Genomic DNA, 13,958 nt, shown 5'->3' with positions numbered 1-13,958 from the left:
GCAGGCAAGCCAGCTCCTACCTGTTGATTTGTGCCGTGTCAGCAGATGCATTTTTTCAATAGCGCCAACGACTTTCTCATTTGCCGCCCTCCCCCACGCCCGGCCTAATACTGCCCTTGTCAGTTTAAGGCCTGCCCATGGAAAACGTCCGCGCAAAACCCGCCACCGCCGTTTGGCTGATGATCAGCGTTGTGCTGGTTGCCCTCAACCTGCGCCCGTCGATGGCCGCCGTCGGCCCGTTGTTGTCGTCGATTCGCGCCGATGTGGCCCTGAGTTTCAGCACGGCCTCCCTGCTGACCATGCTGCCCGTCATGGCCATGGGCCTGGCGATGTTTTTTGGCATGGGCGTGGCCAAACGCTTCGGCGAGCATCGCAGCATTGTGCTGTCGCTGGTGGTGATCGGCCTGGCCACCGTCTCCCGGTTGTTCCTGGACTCGGCGGTTGAGCTGATCCTCAGCGCCATTGCCGCCGGTGTGGGGATCGCGATGATCCAGGCGTTGATGCCAGCCTTGATCAAGTCGCGCTTCAGCGACAACGTTTCCCTGTTCATGGGCCTGTACGTCACCGCGATCATGGGCGGCGCGGCCCTCGCCGCTTCGTTCTCGCCGTTTATCCAGGTGCAAACCGGCAGCTGGCGCATCGGCCTGGCCATCTGGGCGGTTCTCGCGGTATTGGCGCTGGTGTTCTGGTACGCCCAACGCTCGGTACTGCCGCCGCTGCCGCAAGCCGGCGCAGGCCCGCAGGCGTCATTCTTCGGCAATCGCCGGGCCTGGTTGCTGGCGATTTTCTTCGGCCTCGGTACCGCGTCCTACACCTGCGTGCTGGCCTGGCTGGCGCCGTACTACGTGGAACAAGGCTGGAGTGAACAGAACGCCGGCCTGTTGCTGGGCTTTTTGACGGCCATGGAAGTGGTCTCCGGCCTGATCACCCCGGCCATCGCCAACCGCCGGAGGGACAAGCGGGGTGTGGTCGCGGTGCTACTGGTGCTGATCATCGCCGGCTTCTGCGGGCTGATCCTTAGCCCGCAATACCTGAGCCTGCTGTGGCCGTGTTTGCTCGGCCTGGGGATTGGCGGCTTGTTTCCGATGAGCCTGATCCTGTCCCTCGACCACCTCGACAACCCGCGCCGTGCCGGTGGCCTGACGGCCTTTGTGCAGGGCATCGGCTACCTGATCGCCGGTTTGTCGCCGCTGATTGCCGGGATGATCCGCGACCAGTTGGGCAGCTTCGAGTGGGCCTGGTGGTCACTGACGGCCGTGGTGGTGGTGATGCTGCTGATCGTACTGCGCTTCGATCCCCGGCATTACGCGCGGCATATTCGCTGAGGTCGTGTTGTAAACATTATTTGTCCCACCTCAAACAGAGAAAGGTCCGACAGAGCTTTCTATTGGTACGAGCGTTCCGTTAACATTTTGTATTGTCTTGTACCGAGTTCGGTACAAAGCGCTTGCGGACGGAACGGATGCTAAACAGCAACTTGCTTAGAAAGCTCGATATGCAGGACCTGATGGTGTTTGTCGCTGTTTACGACCAAAGCAGCGTCACCGAGGTTTCCGAAACCCTGTTCGTCAGCCAGTCCACCGTGAGCTACAGCCTGAAGAAGCTGCGCACGAGCTTCGAAGACGAGTTGTTTATCAACACCCGGGCGGGCATGCGTCCTACGTACAAAGCCGCCACCATGTACGGGCATGTGCAGAAAATCCTCGAAAGCATCAACCTGTGCCATGCCGGCAGCCAAACGTTCGACCCCACCCAGAAAACTGTGACCTTCAACGTCTGCGCCCCCGAATACTTCGAACAGTTGATCCTGCCGCGCCTGCTGAAAAACTTCGACCGCGCCGACCTGCCGGTGATCGTCAACGTGCAGAAGCTCGAAACCGAGGTCCCGGCCGACGCCTTGCGCGACGGGCGTCTGGACCTGGTGATTTGCTTCGGGCCGCACTTTCATCGCGAGCACAAGGACATCAAGACCCAGATGCTGCTGGAGGACGACCTGGTGTGCGTATTCGACAAACACTCGGCGCCCCGGGAACCGGCGTTCAGCCTGCAATCCTTCGTCGCCCGGCGCCATGTGTTCCCCACGCCCTGGAGTTCCGACACCAACATGATCGACGGCTGGCTGGCGCGCCAGTCCCACAAACGCCAGGTGATCGCCCGCGCCAACAGCTACAGCGCGGCGCTGAAGATGATCACCGGCACTGACTTTATCGTCACCTTGCCCCGTCGAGTGCTGAAGCTGCTGGCAGACACGACCGTGTTCGGCCATTGCGAAGCGCCGAACGGTTTGCCGGGGTTTACCCTGGATATGCAGTGGAATGAACACAGCGCGCAGGACAGCGCCAACACGTGGTTCAGGGAGCAGGTGGTGAAGGTGTGTGCGGATCAGGGGTTGCTATAACTTTTTTGTAGGAGCGAGCTTGCTCGCGAGGAACGTTAACGATGACACGGGCATTCAGGATCCCCGCGTCGTCTGTTAGTTTTTCGCGAGCAAGCTCGCTCCTAAAGTAGTTAGCCGATGGTGACTTTGCTGTAGGAATCGCGATCCATGTCTACCAGCAGGACGCTGAGCTGAACCTGCAAATCCGCCGGCCATTCGCCCAGGTCCTGCAGCGCCGCCAACAGGCTTTCCGACAATTGCTTCTTGACCTGCGGTGAACGCCCGCTAAGCAGCGACAGCTTGACCGCGATAAAAGCGCGCGGGCTGATGGACGTGCCAACCTGGAATGTCTCCACCTTCAGCGCGCGGCTTTTGATATCGAACTCGGAACCGAACTGCCCGGACGCCATCAGCACGTTGTTGAGCCGCAATAAGGTTTTCTCAACGGCCAGCTCTGTGAGGTTGGCGGTGTATTCCAGATGCAGATGCGGCATGAAAGGCTCCGAGTTGTTGTAGGAAAAGAGTCATACATATAGCACGGGGCCGGGCGGAATCAGACCGCTTTCAGTGTGAAACTTCGGTCAGGCTGTGCAGCGAGCGATTTTCCCAGATCGCCACGATCACCAACACCGCCGACGTCAACGCCCCCAGTACCAACGCCGAAAACACCTGCTGCAATCCCAGCGGCAGCAATACCAGCAGCATCAGCAAGCCGCCCAGGTGCGAAAACGGTGGCAACGGCCGGTCGCTCATCACCCACTTGAACAGCGCACTGCCCAGCAGGAACAACCACGGGCCGGCGATGATCGCCACCACGCCCGCCTGGCTGGCATGCCCCGGATGCACCAGCACCAGTTCGTCGGCCACGGCGCTGACGATAATCCCGGCGACGATCAATACATGCAGGTAGGTGTAGGCGATCCGCGCCTGACGGCCCGGGTCGGCAGAGCTGGCAATGCGATGGTGGGCGCGCTCGGCGCCGCTGTCGAAATAGATCCACCACAGGGCGATGCTGCCCACCACTGCCACCAGGAATGCCGCCAGCCCGTCCACGCTCCAGGGCAGTTCGGCGAAGGTCGCGCCGGTCACCAGCAACGACTCACCGAGGGCGATGATCACAAACAGGCCGCAGCGTTCGGCCATGTGGTTGCCTTCCACATTCCAGTCCGCAAGCGTCGAGGGCCCAAGCCCGGGCACCCAGAAATACACCGACGGGGAAATCAACTCGATCAACAGCGCCAGGGCCCAGAAGGCCAGGCGCTGCTCGCCTTCGAGCAGCGCACCGGTGATCCAGAACACCCCGGAAAACAGCATCCACGCCAGGATCCGCTGGAAATTGCGGGTCATGTTCAGCGACTCGCCGCGCACCGCCCACAACGCAAACAGCGTGCGTCCTACCTGCATGAACACATAGGCGCCGGCGAACAACAGCCCGCGATCGGTAAACGCCTTGGGGATCGACGAGGACAGCAACAGGCCCGCCACCATCAAACCGAACAGGCCGATGCGGATCGGGATTTTTTCCGGGTCCAGCCAGTTGGTGACCCACGAAGTGAAGATCCACACCCACCACACCGCGACCATCATCAACGCCACCTGCACGGCACCGCCGATGGACAAGTGGGCGAGCAGCGAATGGGACAACTGGGTCACGGCAAACACGAACACCAGGTCGAAAAACAGCTCGACCATGCCAACCTTGCCGCTGTCATGACTGCCGCGCCCACGCAGCAAGGAACGGGATGGGGCCATGCCTGGATCTCCCTGAAGGTTTTATCTCAAGATTTGGGTGCGACCACCGGCAGCATGTCCCGCTCGCTCATGAACGCCTCCAGCCGCGAACGCATCCAGCGCTCCGCCGGATCGGTGTCAACGTGGCTGAGCCAGACCATCGACAAATCCAGGGTCGGGGTTTCGAACGGGAACGGTTCACAGAACAGATTGCCCCCGGCGGCCATGGCCTGGGCGGTGTAATCCGGCAGGCTGGCGATCATGTCGGTGCCGGCGAGCAGCGCCGGCAATGCGCTGTATTGCGGCACCGAGAGCACCACGTGGCGCTTGCGACCGATTTCCGCCAGCCACTCATCGGCAAACCCGGACACGTTGGCGGTGTGGGACACCAGCACATGGGGCCGTGCGCAATATTCGTCGAGGGTCAGGGGTTTGTCCGAGGCGTCCGCCCGCAGCAGGCACGGGCGGATATGCCGCAATAATTTGCGCTTGGCATTGGCCGGCAGGCCGCGGGTCTGGGTGATGCCGACGGTGATATCCCCGGAACCCAGCAGGTCCGGGATGCGCCAGTAATCCACATGCTGCACCACGAACACCACCTGCGGCGCTTCCTGGCGCAAGGCGCGCAGCAGCGGCGGCAGCAGGCCGAACTCGACGTCATCGGACAGGCCGATGCGAAAGGTCATGGTGCTGATGGACGGGTCGAAATCGTGGGTCAGGCTCAGGGCCGACGACAAGGAGTCGAGGGCCGGCGACAGGTGCTTGATGATTTCCTCGGCCCGCGCGGTAGGTTCCATCCGATGGCCGACACGAATGAACAGCGGGTCATTGAACAACGTACGCAGGCGGTTGAGGGCCGAACTGATGGTGGGTTGCCCGAGAAACAGCTTCTCCGCCACCCGGGTCACGTTGCGTTCGAGCATCAAGGTTTCAAAGACCACCATCAAATTGATGTCGGCCTTGCGTAATTCATTGCGATTCATCGGCGACCGCCCCACTGCCCTGGATAACTCGCAGTTTAGAAACACCCGGGGCCCTGCGTCTATGCGCACACTGTTCAACACGGGCCTTTGGGACTATAAAGCAGCTTCCAAGGCTTGCGAGAACACCATCGTGCTGGTCATTTCTGCCTTGAGCGTCCTGGTTGCCGGGATTTTGCTCTGGGCCATCAAATTCATCGCTCATCCCACCGCCAGGACACTGTTACGGGTATTTGTCGGTTTGTGCCTGGCGGCAGTCGTGGCTTACCTGGTGCTGGCTTCGGGGTTTCCTACCTCGTTGCTGGTGTGACCGGGCTCCTGCTCCTGCTCCTGCCCCTGACGCAAACGCAAGGCGGCCAACGCGGCCACCACCAGCACCACGGCAATTACCTTCAAGCCATTCGTGGCATTGCCGGTGCTCATCTCGATCGCGCCCATCACCGACGGCCCGACAAACCCGCCGAGCAATCCGCAGGCATTGACGAAACCCAGCCCGCCCGCCAGCGCCACGCCCTTGAGGCGCGAGGCCGGGTAGAGAAAGATGATCGACTGCACCACAAAGAACATCACCGCCGACACACAAAAGCCCAACAGGCTGAACACCGGCCCCGACACCGAGGCAATCCCCAGCCCCAACGCCATGGTCAGCAAACCGGTAATCAACAGCCGCCGGGCACGGGTGGGCGTGGTCGCAAAGCGCGGCAGCAACACAGCGCCGGCCGCTGCGGCAATCCACGGCAATGAGGTCAGCAAGCCGACGCTCATGGTGCTCAATTCACCGTATTTGCTGATGATGCTCGGCAGGAAAAAGATCACGGTGTAGATGGTGATCTGATGGCAAAAATACACAAAGATCGCCAGCAGGATCTGCGGTGTCAGCCAGTTCTTCAGGGAATGCCCGCCCTCGCCTGCGCCCTCTTCGGTCTCCATCGCGATGCGCTGTTCAATCCCGCGCGCCTCTTCGGCCGAGAGCCATGGTGCCTTGCTCGGACGGTCCGGCAACTTGCACCACACCACCCAGGCAAACGCGACTGCCGGCAGCCCTTCGAGCAGGAACATCCACTGCCAGCCGTGCCAGCCGAGCAGCCCGTCCATGCGCATCAACGCCGCGCCCACCGGGCCACCGATGATGTTGGCAAAACACACGCCGAGCAGGAAATACCCGGTAGCCCGCGCCCGTTGCTCGCGGTTGAACCAGTAGGTGAGGTACAGCATCACCCCGGGAAACAGGCCGGCTTCGGCAATGCCCAGCAGCAGGCGCAGGATATAGAACGAGGTCTCACCCTGGACGAACGCCATGGCCGCCGAAATCAGGCCCCAGGTCACCATGATCCGGGCTATCCAGAACCGCGCGCCGACCTTGTGCATGATCAGGTTGCTGGGGATTTCCGACAGCGCATAGGTCAGGAAAAACAGCCCGGCGCCCAGGCCATAGGCCGCTGCTGAAATCCCCAGGTCAACGTCCAGGTGGTGCTTGGCCAAGGCGATGTTGGTGCGGTCCAGGAAGCTCAGCACGTAGGCGATGATCAGCAAGGGCATCAGCTTGACGAACATCAGTTTGTTCAACTCCCGTGGTTCACGGGCGGCGTTGGCAGTCTTCATCGGGCAATTCCTCTTGGCGCCCCGCCAGCGCAACGGCTGGGGGACGCATCGGTGTTGTTCTAGGGTTCGAGTTGCGCAACCAGCGCCGGCGGGCGATGGGAAAACAGTTGCAGCAGCGCCCCGCCCAGGGCGCAGCCGGCCATCACGAAGAAGCACACCGTGTAGCCGTGCAAGGTGGTCCAGCCTCCGCCCATGGCAATCAGGCTGCCCATCAGCACCGGCGCCAGGCCGCCACCGATAAACATCGCGGTGGTGATGATGCCGTTGGCGGTGGAGGTCGCCGACGGCTCGGCCGAGTCGCAGGCCACCGCGTAGTAGATCGGCCACACTGCGTTGGCCACCAGGCCGAACAGCAGTTGTACGACGATGATCAGGGTCAGGGTGTTGGCGAAGTAGAACGCACCGACACTGGCCGCCATCCACACCCCGCAGATGATCAGGGTGACGCGCCGGCCAATGATGTCCGACAGCGACGGCCACACCAGTTGCCCGAGAATCCCGGTCAAGGTGAACACCACGCTCATCCCCGCCGACTCGGCCAGGGACAGCCCGGCGATGTTGTACAGGTAGGCCGGCAGCACGATGTTGACGCCCATGTACACGACTTGGGTCAGCATCGTATTACCCGCCGTCAGGGCGATATTGCGGTTGCGCAATGTGGCGATAAAGGTGCGCCAGGCGTGGCCCTTCACTTGGCTGGCCGGTGCGTTGTCCGGCGGGGTCATGCCCTTGGCGGCGATGTCGACGTACAGCGCGGTGATGCGTTCGGCGGTGGAATACCGCGCCCAGAAAATCATCAGCGGCAACGCCACCACGAACGCGAAGAAGAACACGTAGCGCCAGTTGTCTTCACCGAAGGTGCTGATGACAAAGCTGGCGACGATGCCACTGAGCATGGCGCCGATCGGGTAACCGGTGTGGTGGGCGCCAAGGGCAAAACCACGACGCTCCACCGGCCACCATTCGGCGGTGTTGCTCACGCCCACCGGCTCGCCCCAGCCTGCGCCGAGGTTGACGCCGACCCGCAGCGCGATAAAGGTCGCGAGGTTGCCGCTCAGGGCCTTGAACCCGGAGAGGAACGAAATAGCCGTGTAGCCCAGCACCAGCGGCACCTGGAACCGTGCGCGCTTCCAGCCACCGCCGTAGCGGTCACTCCACATCGAGCCGGGAATATCCAGCAGGGCCAGGGCGAGCATGATCACCGTGGCCATGGTGCCCCACTGGTCGGCCGACAAATCGAAATGCTTGGAGATGGTCGGCCCCAGGCGCAGCACGATCTCACGGTCGTAGGCGTTGAGGATCCAGATCATCCAGCACACCAGCAGCGACACCCAGGAGTGCCGGTGAATACTGCGCAGCGAGGCTTTTTTCAAGGTTGCCATGGGTTTCTCCAGGCGCGCGAGGGCGCGCACTGACACAAGGTTGCGAAAGGAAAGTGCCTTGTTGAAAAAAACGCGCTAGCTGGCGAACCGTCGCTCGGCTATTCCTTGCACGCCCAGCCCGGTGATCGCAAAAAGCGCCCCGCGCTGCTGACCGTCGGCCGGGAAACGCGGCAACGGTGGCTTGGCCATGGAGGTGACAAACAGGGTGTCCAGGTTCGGCCCGCCAAAGGTCAGGCTGGTGACCTTTTTCACCGGCATCTGGATGATCCGGTCGACCTGGCCGTCGGGCGTGTAGCGCACCAGTTTTCCGGCATAGACCAGCGCCTGCCACAGGCAGCCTTCGGCATCCACGGTGCAGCCGTCGGCAGCGCCACCGCCGCTGGTATCGACCTTGGCGAAGGTGCGTCGATTGCTCACCGCGCCGCTGGCTGGGTCGTAGTCATAGGCCCAGATCTCGCCGGACCAAGTGTCGCAAAAGTAGAACGTATCGCCCGCCGGGCTCCAGCACGGACCGTTGGACACGATGATGCCTTCGTCCAGGGTGTGCAGGCTCAGGTCCGCGTCGAGGCGGTAGAGCTTGGCGCTGGCGCTGTCTTCGAGGGTGTCCATGGAGCCGAAGACAAAGCGCCCCTGGCGGTCGACCTTGCCGTCGTTGAGGCGGTTGTTGGGTAGTGCGGGTTCCGGGTCGATCACCAGGGCCAGTTCGCCGCTGTTGAGGTCCAGGAGGTGCACGCCGTTTTGCAGGGCGACGATGGCTTGCTCGCCGCTATGGCGCAGGGCCATGGAGCCGATTTTCTGGCCCACATCCCAGGCGCGCAATTCGCGCCCATCCTCGGTGCAGCGCAGGATCCGGCCGTCGGCGCTGTCGATCCAGTACAACCGTTGTTGTTCGACGTCCCACACCGGGCCTTCGCCCAGGGTGGTCTTCACGTCCACAAGCACTTCGATACGCATGGTGTTATCCCCTTTTTTGTTGTTGTGCGGGATGGGCATGGCCGCGCCGTGACGCGGCCGGTTTATCACTTAGAAATTGACCTGGTCACGCCCCTTGAGCCCGAGGATTTCCCGCGCTTCATCCGGCGTGGCGACCTGATGGCCGAGGGCTTCGATCACTGTGCGAATGCGCCGTACCTGGTCGGCGTTGGACGCGGCCAGTTTGCCCGGGCCATCCCACAGCGAATCCTCCAGGCCGACCCGGGCGTTGCTGCCCATGGACAGGCCCATGGTGGCCAGCGGAATCTGCCCACGGCCGGCGCCGAGGATCGACCACACGTAGTCGTCGCCAAACAGGCGGTCGGCGGTGCGGCGCATATGGGCCAGGTCTTCCGGGTGCCCGCCGATGCCACCGCGCAAACCGAATACCGACTGGATAAACAACGGTGGTTTCAGCAGGCCGCGCTCCAGGAAATGGGCGGCGGTGTACAGGTGGCCGATGTCGTAGCACTCGATTTCAAAACGGGTGCGGTTCTCGGCGCAGGAATTGAGGATGTGGGTAATGTCGCGGAAGGTATTGCGAAAGATCCGGTCGTCGCTTTCTTCCAGGTACGGACGCTCCCAGTCATGCTTGAACTCGGTGAAGCGGTTGAGCATTTCGTACAGGCCGAAGTTCATCGAGCCCATGTTCAGCGAGGCCAGTTCCGGCTTGAACTGCATCACCGGTTGCAGGCGTTCTTCGACGCCCATGGTCGGTGCGCCGCCGGTGGTGATGTTGATCACCACGTCGCTGGCGGCCTTGATCTGCGGCAGGAATTCGGCGAACAGCGCGGGGTCCTGGCTGGGACGGCCATCGATGGGATCACGGGCATGCAGGTGGACAATGGCGGCGCCGGCTTCGGCGGCACCGATGGCGGCGTCGGCAATTTCCTGCGCGGTGATCGGCAAATGCGGCGACATCGACGGCGTATGGATGGCACCGGTGACGGCGCAGGTGATGATCACAGGACGATTTTTGGACATGACGATTCTCCGACTTTTATTCTTATGAAAAAAATCCCGGGTGTAACTTGTGTGTTCTTCCCTGGCTTAACGCTGACGCGGCCTACAGGTACTCGACGTTACCGTCGACACTGATCGCCTGGCCGGTGACATTGCGGGCAGCAGGCGAGCAGAGAAACAAGGCCATGGCCGCGACGTCTTCGGCGGTGACCATGCGCTTGAGGGAGATCTTGTTCAGGTATTCCTGGCGCATCCCGGCTTCCGGCACACCGACCTGTTCGGCACGGGCGCGGATCACGCCGTCCATGCGCGGGCCTTCAACGATGCCGGGCAGCAAGGCGTTGACGCGGATGTCGCTTTCACCCAGCTCCGAGGCCAGGGATTTCATCAGGCCGACGATGGCCCATTTGGTCGCCGCATACGGCGTGCGCCAGGCGTAGCCGAGGCGCCCGGCGACCGAGGCGATATGCAGCAGATGGCCGTGGGACGATTCCTTGAGCATCGGCACCGCGTGGTGGGCAAAGCGGTATTGCGCCGTCAGGTTGATATTGATCGTGGCTTGCCACTCGGCATCGCTGATGGCGTCGATGCCGCCGGTGGGCCCGGCAATCCCGGCGTTGTTGACCAGCACATCCAGCCCGCCGAATTGCTCGCGCTGCACCTGGAACACCGCCTCGATCTGCGCGGCATCGCTCACGTCGGCACGGGTGGCGACAGTGCCCGGGTACTTGTCGCGAAACGCCGCCAGGGCCGCTTCGCTGACATCACACACATGCACCTTGGCACCCGCCTCCAGATAGGCCGCCGCCAACACTTCACCGATGCCGGCAGCCCCGCCGGAAATCAACACACGTAACCCAGGATAGGGCTGCAGCCGCTGTAGGACACTCATGCACGTTTACCTCCTGAAACAGACGACCTCGAACGGTCGTTCTTGACGAGCAGGCGCGCCAGGGAATCGGCGGCCTGCATGATGTCATCGGTCACGGCCGCGCGGGCACCGGCGCCATCGCGGGCGGCCAGGGCTTCGACGATGCGCGTATGCGCCTCCATCGAGCGTTGCAAGTGAGCTTTATCGGGGGCGACCAGGGCAAAACACGGGCCCATGTGCAGCCAGAAGTTTTCCACGGCGGCCATGGTCAATTCGGCCTGGGCGACGGCATAGATCCGACGGTGAAAGGCGAAGTTGGTCCACAGGTAGCGGGAAACGTCGACTTCGTCGGCGGCCTGTTGCATCTGTTGGCAGAGGTCGGAAATTTCGTCGAGGTCGGCTTTTTCCAGGAGCAATACGGCCTTTTCTGCCAGCAAACCTTCCAGGGCGACCCGCGCATCGCGGATTTCCCGCAGGCGTTCGACCGTCATCATGCGTACCCGCAGACGGGAGGTTTCGGTGACTTCAAAGGCGTTTTCGGCGCTGAGGCGCTGGAGGGCTTCGCGCACTGGCATGGGGCTGGAGCCGAGGGCTTCGGCGAGGCCGCGGATGGTGAGTTTCTGGCCGGGCTGGAAACGACCACTCATCAAGGCTTCGCGGATCTGGCGATAGACCTGGTCTTGCAAGGTATCGCGGGACACCTGGCGCAAGGTGGGAAGGAGAAGCGGGCCATCTGTCATGAGTCAAAACCTGTGTTGTCGTTCTTATGGCTCCAATATGTGATCACAAATCAAATATGTCAAATAGTTTCCCGTTGACGGTATGCACGACGCTGACTCTAATGAGCCCTTTCTCCAGCAAGGACCGCTGAACCATGAAATTTGCCTACACCATCGTCTACGTCCCGGACGTCGCTGCATCCCTGCAATTCTTCGAAAAAGCCTTCGGCTTCAGTCGCCGTTTCCTGCATGAATCGGGAACCTATGGCGAGTTGGATACCGGTGATACCACCCTCTCTTTTGCAGCGCATGAGTTGGGCGAGATGAACTTCAAGGGCGGGCATGTGGAGGCGCATGCTTCACAGCAACTGCTGGGGATGGAGTTGGGGTTTGTTACCGAGGATGTGTCAAAGGCTCATGCCAGAGCGCTGGCCGAGGGTGCGACAGAACTTGCTGCGCCGAGCACCAAGCCTTGGGGGCAGGTGGTGTCGTATGTGCGGTGCCCGGATGGGACGCTGGTGGAGTTGTGTACGCCGATTCAGTGAATCGTACTGTGGCGAGGGAGCTTGCTCCCGCTGGACCGGGCTGGCGCTCCAGTGCGAAGCGCTCCCAAAAATCTTGGGGCCGCTTCGCAGCCCAGCGGGAGCAAGCTCCCTCGCCACAGCAAGCTCCCTCGGCACAGCAAGCTCCCTCGCCACAGTGAATTGCCTGCATCAGGGCTTGAGCGGTCGCTCCTGGTCACGCTCCGACAGCTCGGTGCCATCGTCCGGATGCTTCCAGGTCTGCGGCTTTTCTTCCTCGCGAAGCTTCCTCGCCCGCTCCTGCTCCAACTCTTCGCGCTGCTTCTGTTCGTTGCTCATACCCACCTCCCATCCGTAAGAATTGGACACACTGGGCAAGCATAGATGAGGGAGCGGTTTTGTGTGCATCCGGCAATTGATAACCACGACGCATCAATACATGTAAACAACTCACTTATCATTTCCAAATGTGTCAGCCACTATCCGCGGTCTTAAGCGAAACAAGCACTTTAAAAAGAACGCTGGAGACACAAGAAAATGCAAAACCCTTCACGGCCTGACTCTGCCCGCTCCAAAGTCGGCGCGGTCTTTCGCGTCACCTCCGGCAACTTTCTCGAACAGTTCGACTTCTTTCTGTTCGGTTTCTATGCCACCTATATCGCCGCCGCCTTCTTCCCTGCCGCTAATGAATTTGCGTCATTAATGATGACCTTCGCCGTGTTCGGCGCGGGCTTTTTGATGCGTCCGCTGGGGGCTATCATCCTCGGCGCGTACATCGATGATGTGGGCCGTCGCAAAGGCTTGATCGTGACCCTGGCGATCATGGCCAGTGGCACCCTGCTGATCGTGCTGGTGCCCGGCTATCACACCATTGGTTTGTGGGCACCGCTGCTGGTGCTGATGGGCCGGCTGTTGCAAGGTTTCTCGGCCGGTGCCGAACTGGGCGGCGTGTCGGTGTACCTGGCCGAAATGGCCACCCCGGGCCGCAAGGGTTTCTATACCAGTTGGCAATCGGGTAGCCAGCAGATCTCCATCGTGGTCGCGGCCGCCCTGGGTTATGGCCTGAACCAGTGGATGGAACCAGCCGTGGTTGCCGATTGGGGCTGGCGCATTCCGTTCGCCATCGGCTGCGTGATCATCCCGTTCATCTTCGTCCTGCGCCGCAACCTGCAGGAAACCGAAGAGTTCGCCAACCGCAAGCATCGCCCGACCATGCGCGAAGTGCTGGCCACCCTGGTGAAGAACTGGACCATCGTGATCGGCGGCATGATGATGGTGGCGATGACCACCACGGCCTTCTACCTGATCACCGTGTACGCACCCACCTTCGGCAAAACCGTACTCAACCTGACCACCGCCGACGCCCTGCTGGTGACCCTGCTGGTGGCCGTGTCGAACTTCATCTGGCTGCCCATCGGTGGCACCCTCAGTGACCGTTTTGGCCGCAAGCCGGTGCTGATCGCCATGACTGCTTTGACCGTGCTGACCGCTTACCCGGCACTTTCCTACGTGGTCAATGCGCCAAGCTTCGCGCACATGCTGGAAACCCTGCTGTGGTTCTCCTTCCTCTACGGCATGTACAACGGTGCCATGATCCCGGCCCTGACCGAGATCATGCCGGTGGAAGTGCGTGTGGCCGGCTTCTCCCTGGCCTATAGCCTGGCGACCGCGATCTTCGGCGGTTTTACCCCGGCGATTTCCACCTGGTTTATCCACGAGACGGGCGACAAGGCATCGCCCGCCTACTGGCTGATGTTCGCCGCGCTGTGCGCCCTGTGCGCGACGTTCGCACTGTATCGCCGCGCCAGCGCCCGTCTGCAAGTTGCCTGAGGAGTCGCAC

15 protein-coding genes are annotated in these 13,958 nt (G+C 61.7%); 5 read left to right on the top strand and 10 right to left on the bottom strand.

The features are described 5' to 3' along the window. Positions 1-137: 137 nt before the first annotated feature. On the top strand, positions 138-1,325 hold the full coding sequence (locus tag HX821_RS13375; RefSeq protein WP_087692582.1) for a cyanate transporter: 1,188 nt from the start codon (positions 138-140) through the stop codon (positions 1,323-1,325). Between the two features lie 137 nt (positions 1,326-1,462). Continuing rightward, entirely contained in the window at positions 1,463-2,398 is a 936-nt protein-coding gene (locus tag HX821_RS13370; RefSeq protein ID WP_087692583.1) for a LysR family transcriptional regulator, read from the top strand. Between the two features lie 110 nt (positions 2,399-2,508). On the opposite strand, the gene HX821_RS13365 is transcribed toward HX821_RS13370, so the two are convergent. The 3 genes from HX821_RS13365 to HX821_RS13355 form a co-directional block, all read right to left on the bottom strand. Further along, a complete protein-coding gene (locus tag HX821_RS13365; protein ID WP_087692584.1) occupies positions 2,509-2,871 on the bottom strand; it encodes a 5-carboxymethyl-2-hydroxymuconate Delta-isomerase in 363 nt (120 codons plus the stop codon). A 70-nt stretch (positions 2,872-2,941) separates the two neighbouring features. Continuing rightward, complete coding sequence (locus tag HX821_RS13360; protein WP_008437907.1) at positions 2,942-4,129, bottom strand: low temperature requirement protein A; 1,188 nt, start codon at positions 4,127-4,129, stop codon at positions 2,942-2,944. 26 nt (positions 4,130-4,155) lie between these two features. After that, positions 4,156-5,091 carry a LysR substrate-binding domain-containing protein gene (locus tag HX821_RS13355; protein ID WP_003211897.1) on the bottom strand — a complete coding sequence of 312 codons (936 nt, stop codon included), beginning with the start codon at positions 5,089-5,091 and terminating at the stop codon, positions 4,156-4,158. Between the two features lie 61 nt (positions 5,092-5,152). Here HX821_RS13355 and HX821_RS13350 point away from each other — a divergent pair, with 61 nt between their 5' ends. Beyond that, a complete protein-coding gene (locus HX821_RS13350) occupies positions 5,153-5,398 on the top strand; it encodes a hypothetical protein (protein WP_023659101.1) in 246 nt (81 codons plus the stop codon). On the opposite strand, the gene HX821_RS13345 is transcribed toward HX821_RS13350, so the two are convergent. From HX821_RS13345 to HX821_RS13320, 6 genes are all read right to left on the bottom strand, one after another. Further along, on the bottom strand, positions 5,353-6,690 hold the full coding sequence (locus tag HX821_RS13345) for an MFS transporter (RefSeq protein WP_177035886.1): 1,338 nt from the start codon (positions 6,688-6,690) through the stop codon (positions 5,353-5,355). The genes HX821_RS13350 and HX821_RS13345 overlap by 46 nt on opposite strands. Positions 6,691-6,749: 59 nt before the next feature. Beyond that, positions 6,750-8,072: an MFS transporter gene (locus HX821_RS13340; protein ID WP_003211904.1), complete on the bottom strand. Its 1,323-nt coding sequence runs from the start codon at positions 8,070-8,072 to the stop codon at positions 6,750-6,752. Between the two features lie 75 nt (positions 8,073-8,147). Further along, the gene (locus HX821_RS13335; protein ID WP_003211906.1) at positions 8,148-9,026 is read right to left on the bottom strand and encodes an SMP-30/gluconolactonase/LRE family protein; all 879 of its coding nucleotides are present in this window, start codon (positions 9,024-9,026) and stop codon (positions 8,148-8,150) included. A gap of 69 nt (positions 9,027-9,095) precedes the next feature. Then, complete coding sequence (locus HX821_RS13330) at positions 9,096-10,028, bottom strand: 3-keto-5-aminohexanoate cleavage protein (RefSeq protein ID WP_087692589.1); 933 nt, start codon at positions 10,026-10,028, stop codon at positions 9,096-9,098. Positions 10,029-10,110: 82 nt separating this feature from the next. Next, entirely contained in the window at positions 10,111-10,899 is a 789-nt protein-coding gene (locus tag HX821_RS13325; protein WP_177035885.1) for an SDR family oxidoreductase, read from the bottom strand. Further along, positions 10,896-11,618 (bottom strand): GntR family transcriptional regulator, encoded by a 723-nt coding sequence (locus HX821_RS13320; RefSeq protein WP_003211913.1) that lies wholly within the window; start codon positions 11,616-11,618, stop codon positions 10,896-10,898. Before HX821_RS13320 ends, HX821_RS13325 begins: the two co-directional genes overlap by 4 nt. Positions 11,619-11,752: 134 nt before the next feature. Here HX821_RS13320 and HX821_RS13315 point away from each other — a divergent pair, with 134 nt between their 5' ends. Further along, positions 11,753-12,142, top strand: coding sequence for a VOC family protein (locus tag HX821_RS13315; RefSeq protein WP_177035884.1), 390 nt, complete (start codon positions 11,753-11,755; stop codon positions 12,140-12,142). Positions 12,143-12,310: 168 nt separating this feature from the next. Here the strand turns inward: HX821_RS13315 and HX821_RS13310 are convergent, their stop codons facing one another. Further along, the gene (locus tag HX821_RS13310; RefSeq protein WP_166742144.1) at positions 12,311-12,457 is read right to left on the bottom strand and encodes a hypothetical protein; all 147 of its coding nucleotides are present in this window, start codon (positions 12,455-12,457) and stop codon (positions 12,311-12,313) included. Positions 12,458-12,655: 198 nt separating this feature from the next. Between HX821_RS13310 and HX821_RS13305 the strand changes: the two genes are divergently transcribed. Then, complete coding sequence (locus HX821_RS13305; RefSeq protein WP_003211917.1) at positions 12,656-13,948, top strand: MFS transporter; 1,293 nt, start codon at positions 12,656-12,658, stop codon at positions 13,946-13,948. Positions 13,949-13,958 lie beyond the last annotated feature (10 nt).

It is taken from the genome of Pseudomonas sp. B6001, from assembly GCF_013386015.1.
Lineage (GTDB): Bacteria > Pseudomonadota > Gammaproteobacteria > Pseudomonadales > Pseudomonadaceae > Aquipseudomonas.
This window is presented reverse-complemented; position numbering and strand designations above follow the sequence as displayed.

Bases quoted from the DNA above. Each gene is read 5' to 3' on its own strand.
- HX821_RS13375 (WP_087692582.1), top strand. From the start codon at position 138: ATGGAAAACGTCCGCGCAAAACCCGCCACCGCCGTTTGGCTGATGATC.
- HX821_RS13370 (WP_087692583.1), top strand. From the start codon at position 1,463: ATGCTAAACAGCAACTTGCTTAGAAAGCTCGATATGCAGGACCTGATG.
- HX821_RS13365 (WP_087692584.1), bottom strand. From the start codon at position 2,871: ATGCCGCATCTGCATCTGGAATACACCGCCAACCTCACAGAGCTGGCC.
- HX821_RS13360 (WP_008437907.1), bottom strand. From the start codon at position 4,129: ATGGCCCCATCCCGTTCCTTGCTGCGTGGGCGCGGCAGTCATGACAGC.
- HX821_RS13355 (WP_003211897.1), bottom strand. From the start codon at position 5,091: ATGAATCGCAATGAATTACGCAAGGCCGACATCAATTTGATGGTGGTC.
- HX821_RS13350 (WP_023659101.1), top strand. From the start codon at position 5,153: ATGCGCACACTGTTCAACACGGGCCTTTGGGACTATAAAGCAGCTTCC.
- HX821_RS13345 (WP_177035886.1), bottom strand. From the start codon at position 6,690: ATGAAGACTGCCAACGCCGCCCGTGAACCACGGGAGTTGAACAAACTG.
- HX821_RS13340 (WP_003211904.1), bottom strand. From the start codon at position 8,072: ATGGCAACCTTGAAAAAAGCCTCGCTGCGCAGTATTCACCGGCACTCC.
- HX821_RS13335 (WP_003211906.1), bottom strand. From the start codon at position 9,026: ATGCGTATCGAAGTGCTTGTGGACGTGAAGACCACCCTGGGCGAAGGC.
- HX821_RS13330 (WP_087692589.1), bottom strand. From the start codon at position 10,028: ATGTCCAAAAATCGTCCTGTGATCATCACCTGCGCCGTCACCGGTGCC.
- HX821_RS13325 (WP_177035885.1), bottom strand. From the start codon at position 10,899: ATGAGTGTCCTACAGCGGCTGCAGCCCTATCCTGGGTTACGTGTGTTG.
- HX821_RS13320 (WP_003211913.1), bottom strand. From the start codon at position 11,618: ATGACAGATGGCCCGCTTCTCCTTCCCACCTTGCGCCAGGTGTCCCGC.
- HX821_RS13315 (WP_177035884.1), top strand. From the start codon at position 11,753: ATGAAATTTGCCTACACCATCGTCTACGTCCCGGACGTCGCTGCATCC.
- HX821_RS13310 (WP_166742144.1), bottom strand. From the start codon at position 12,457: ATGAGCAACGAACAGAAGCAGCGCGAAGAGTTGGAGCAGGAGCGGGCG.
- HX821_RS13305 (WP_003211917.1), top strand. From the start codon at position 12,656: ATGCAAAACCCTTCACGGCCTGACTCTGCCCGCTCCAAAGTCGGCGCG.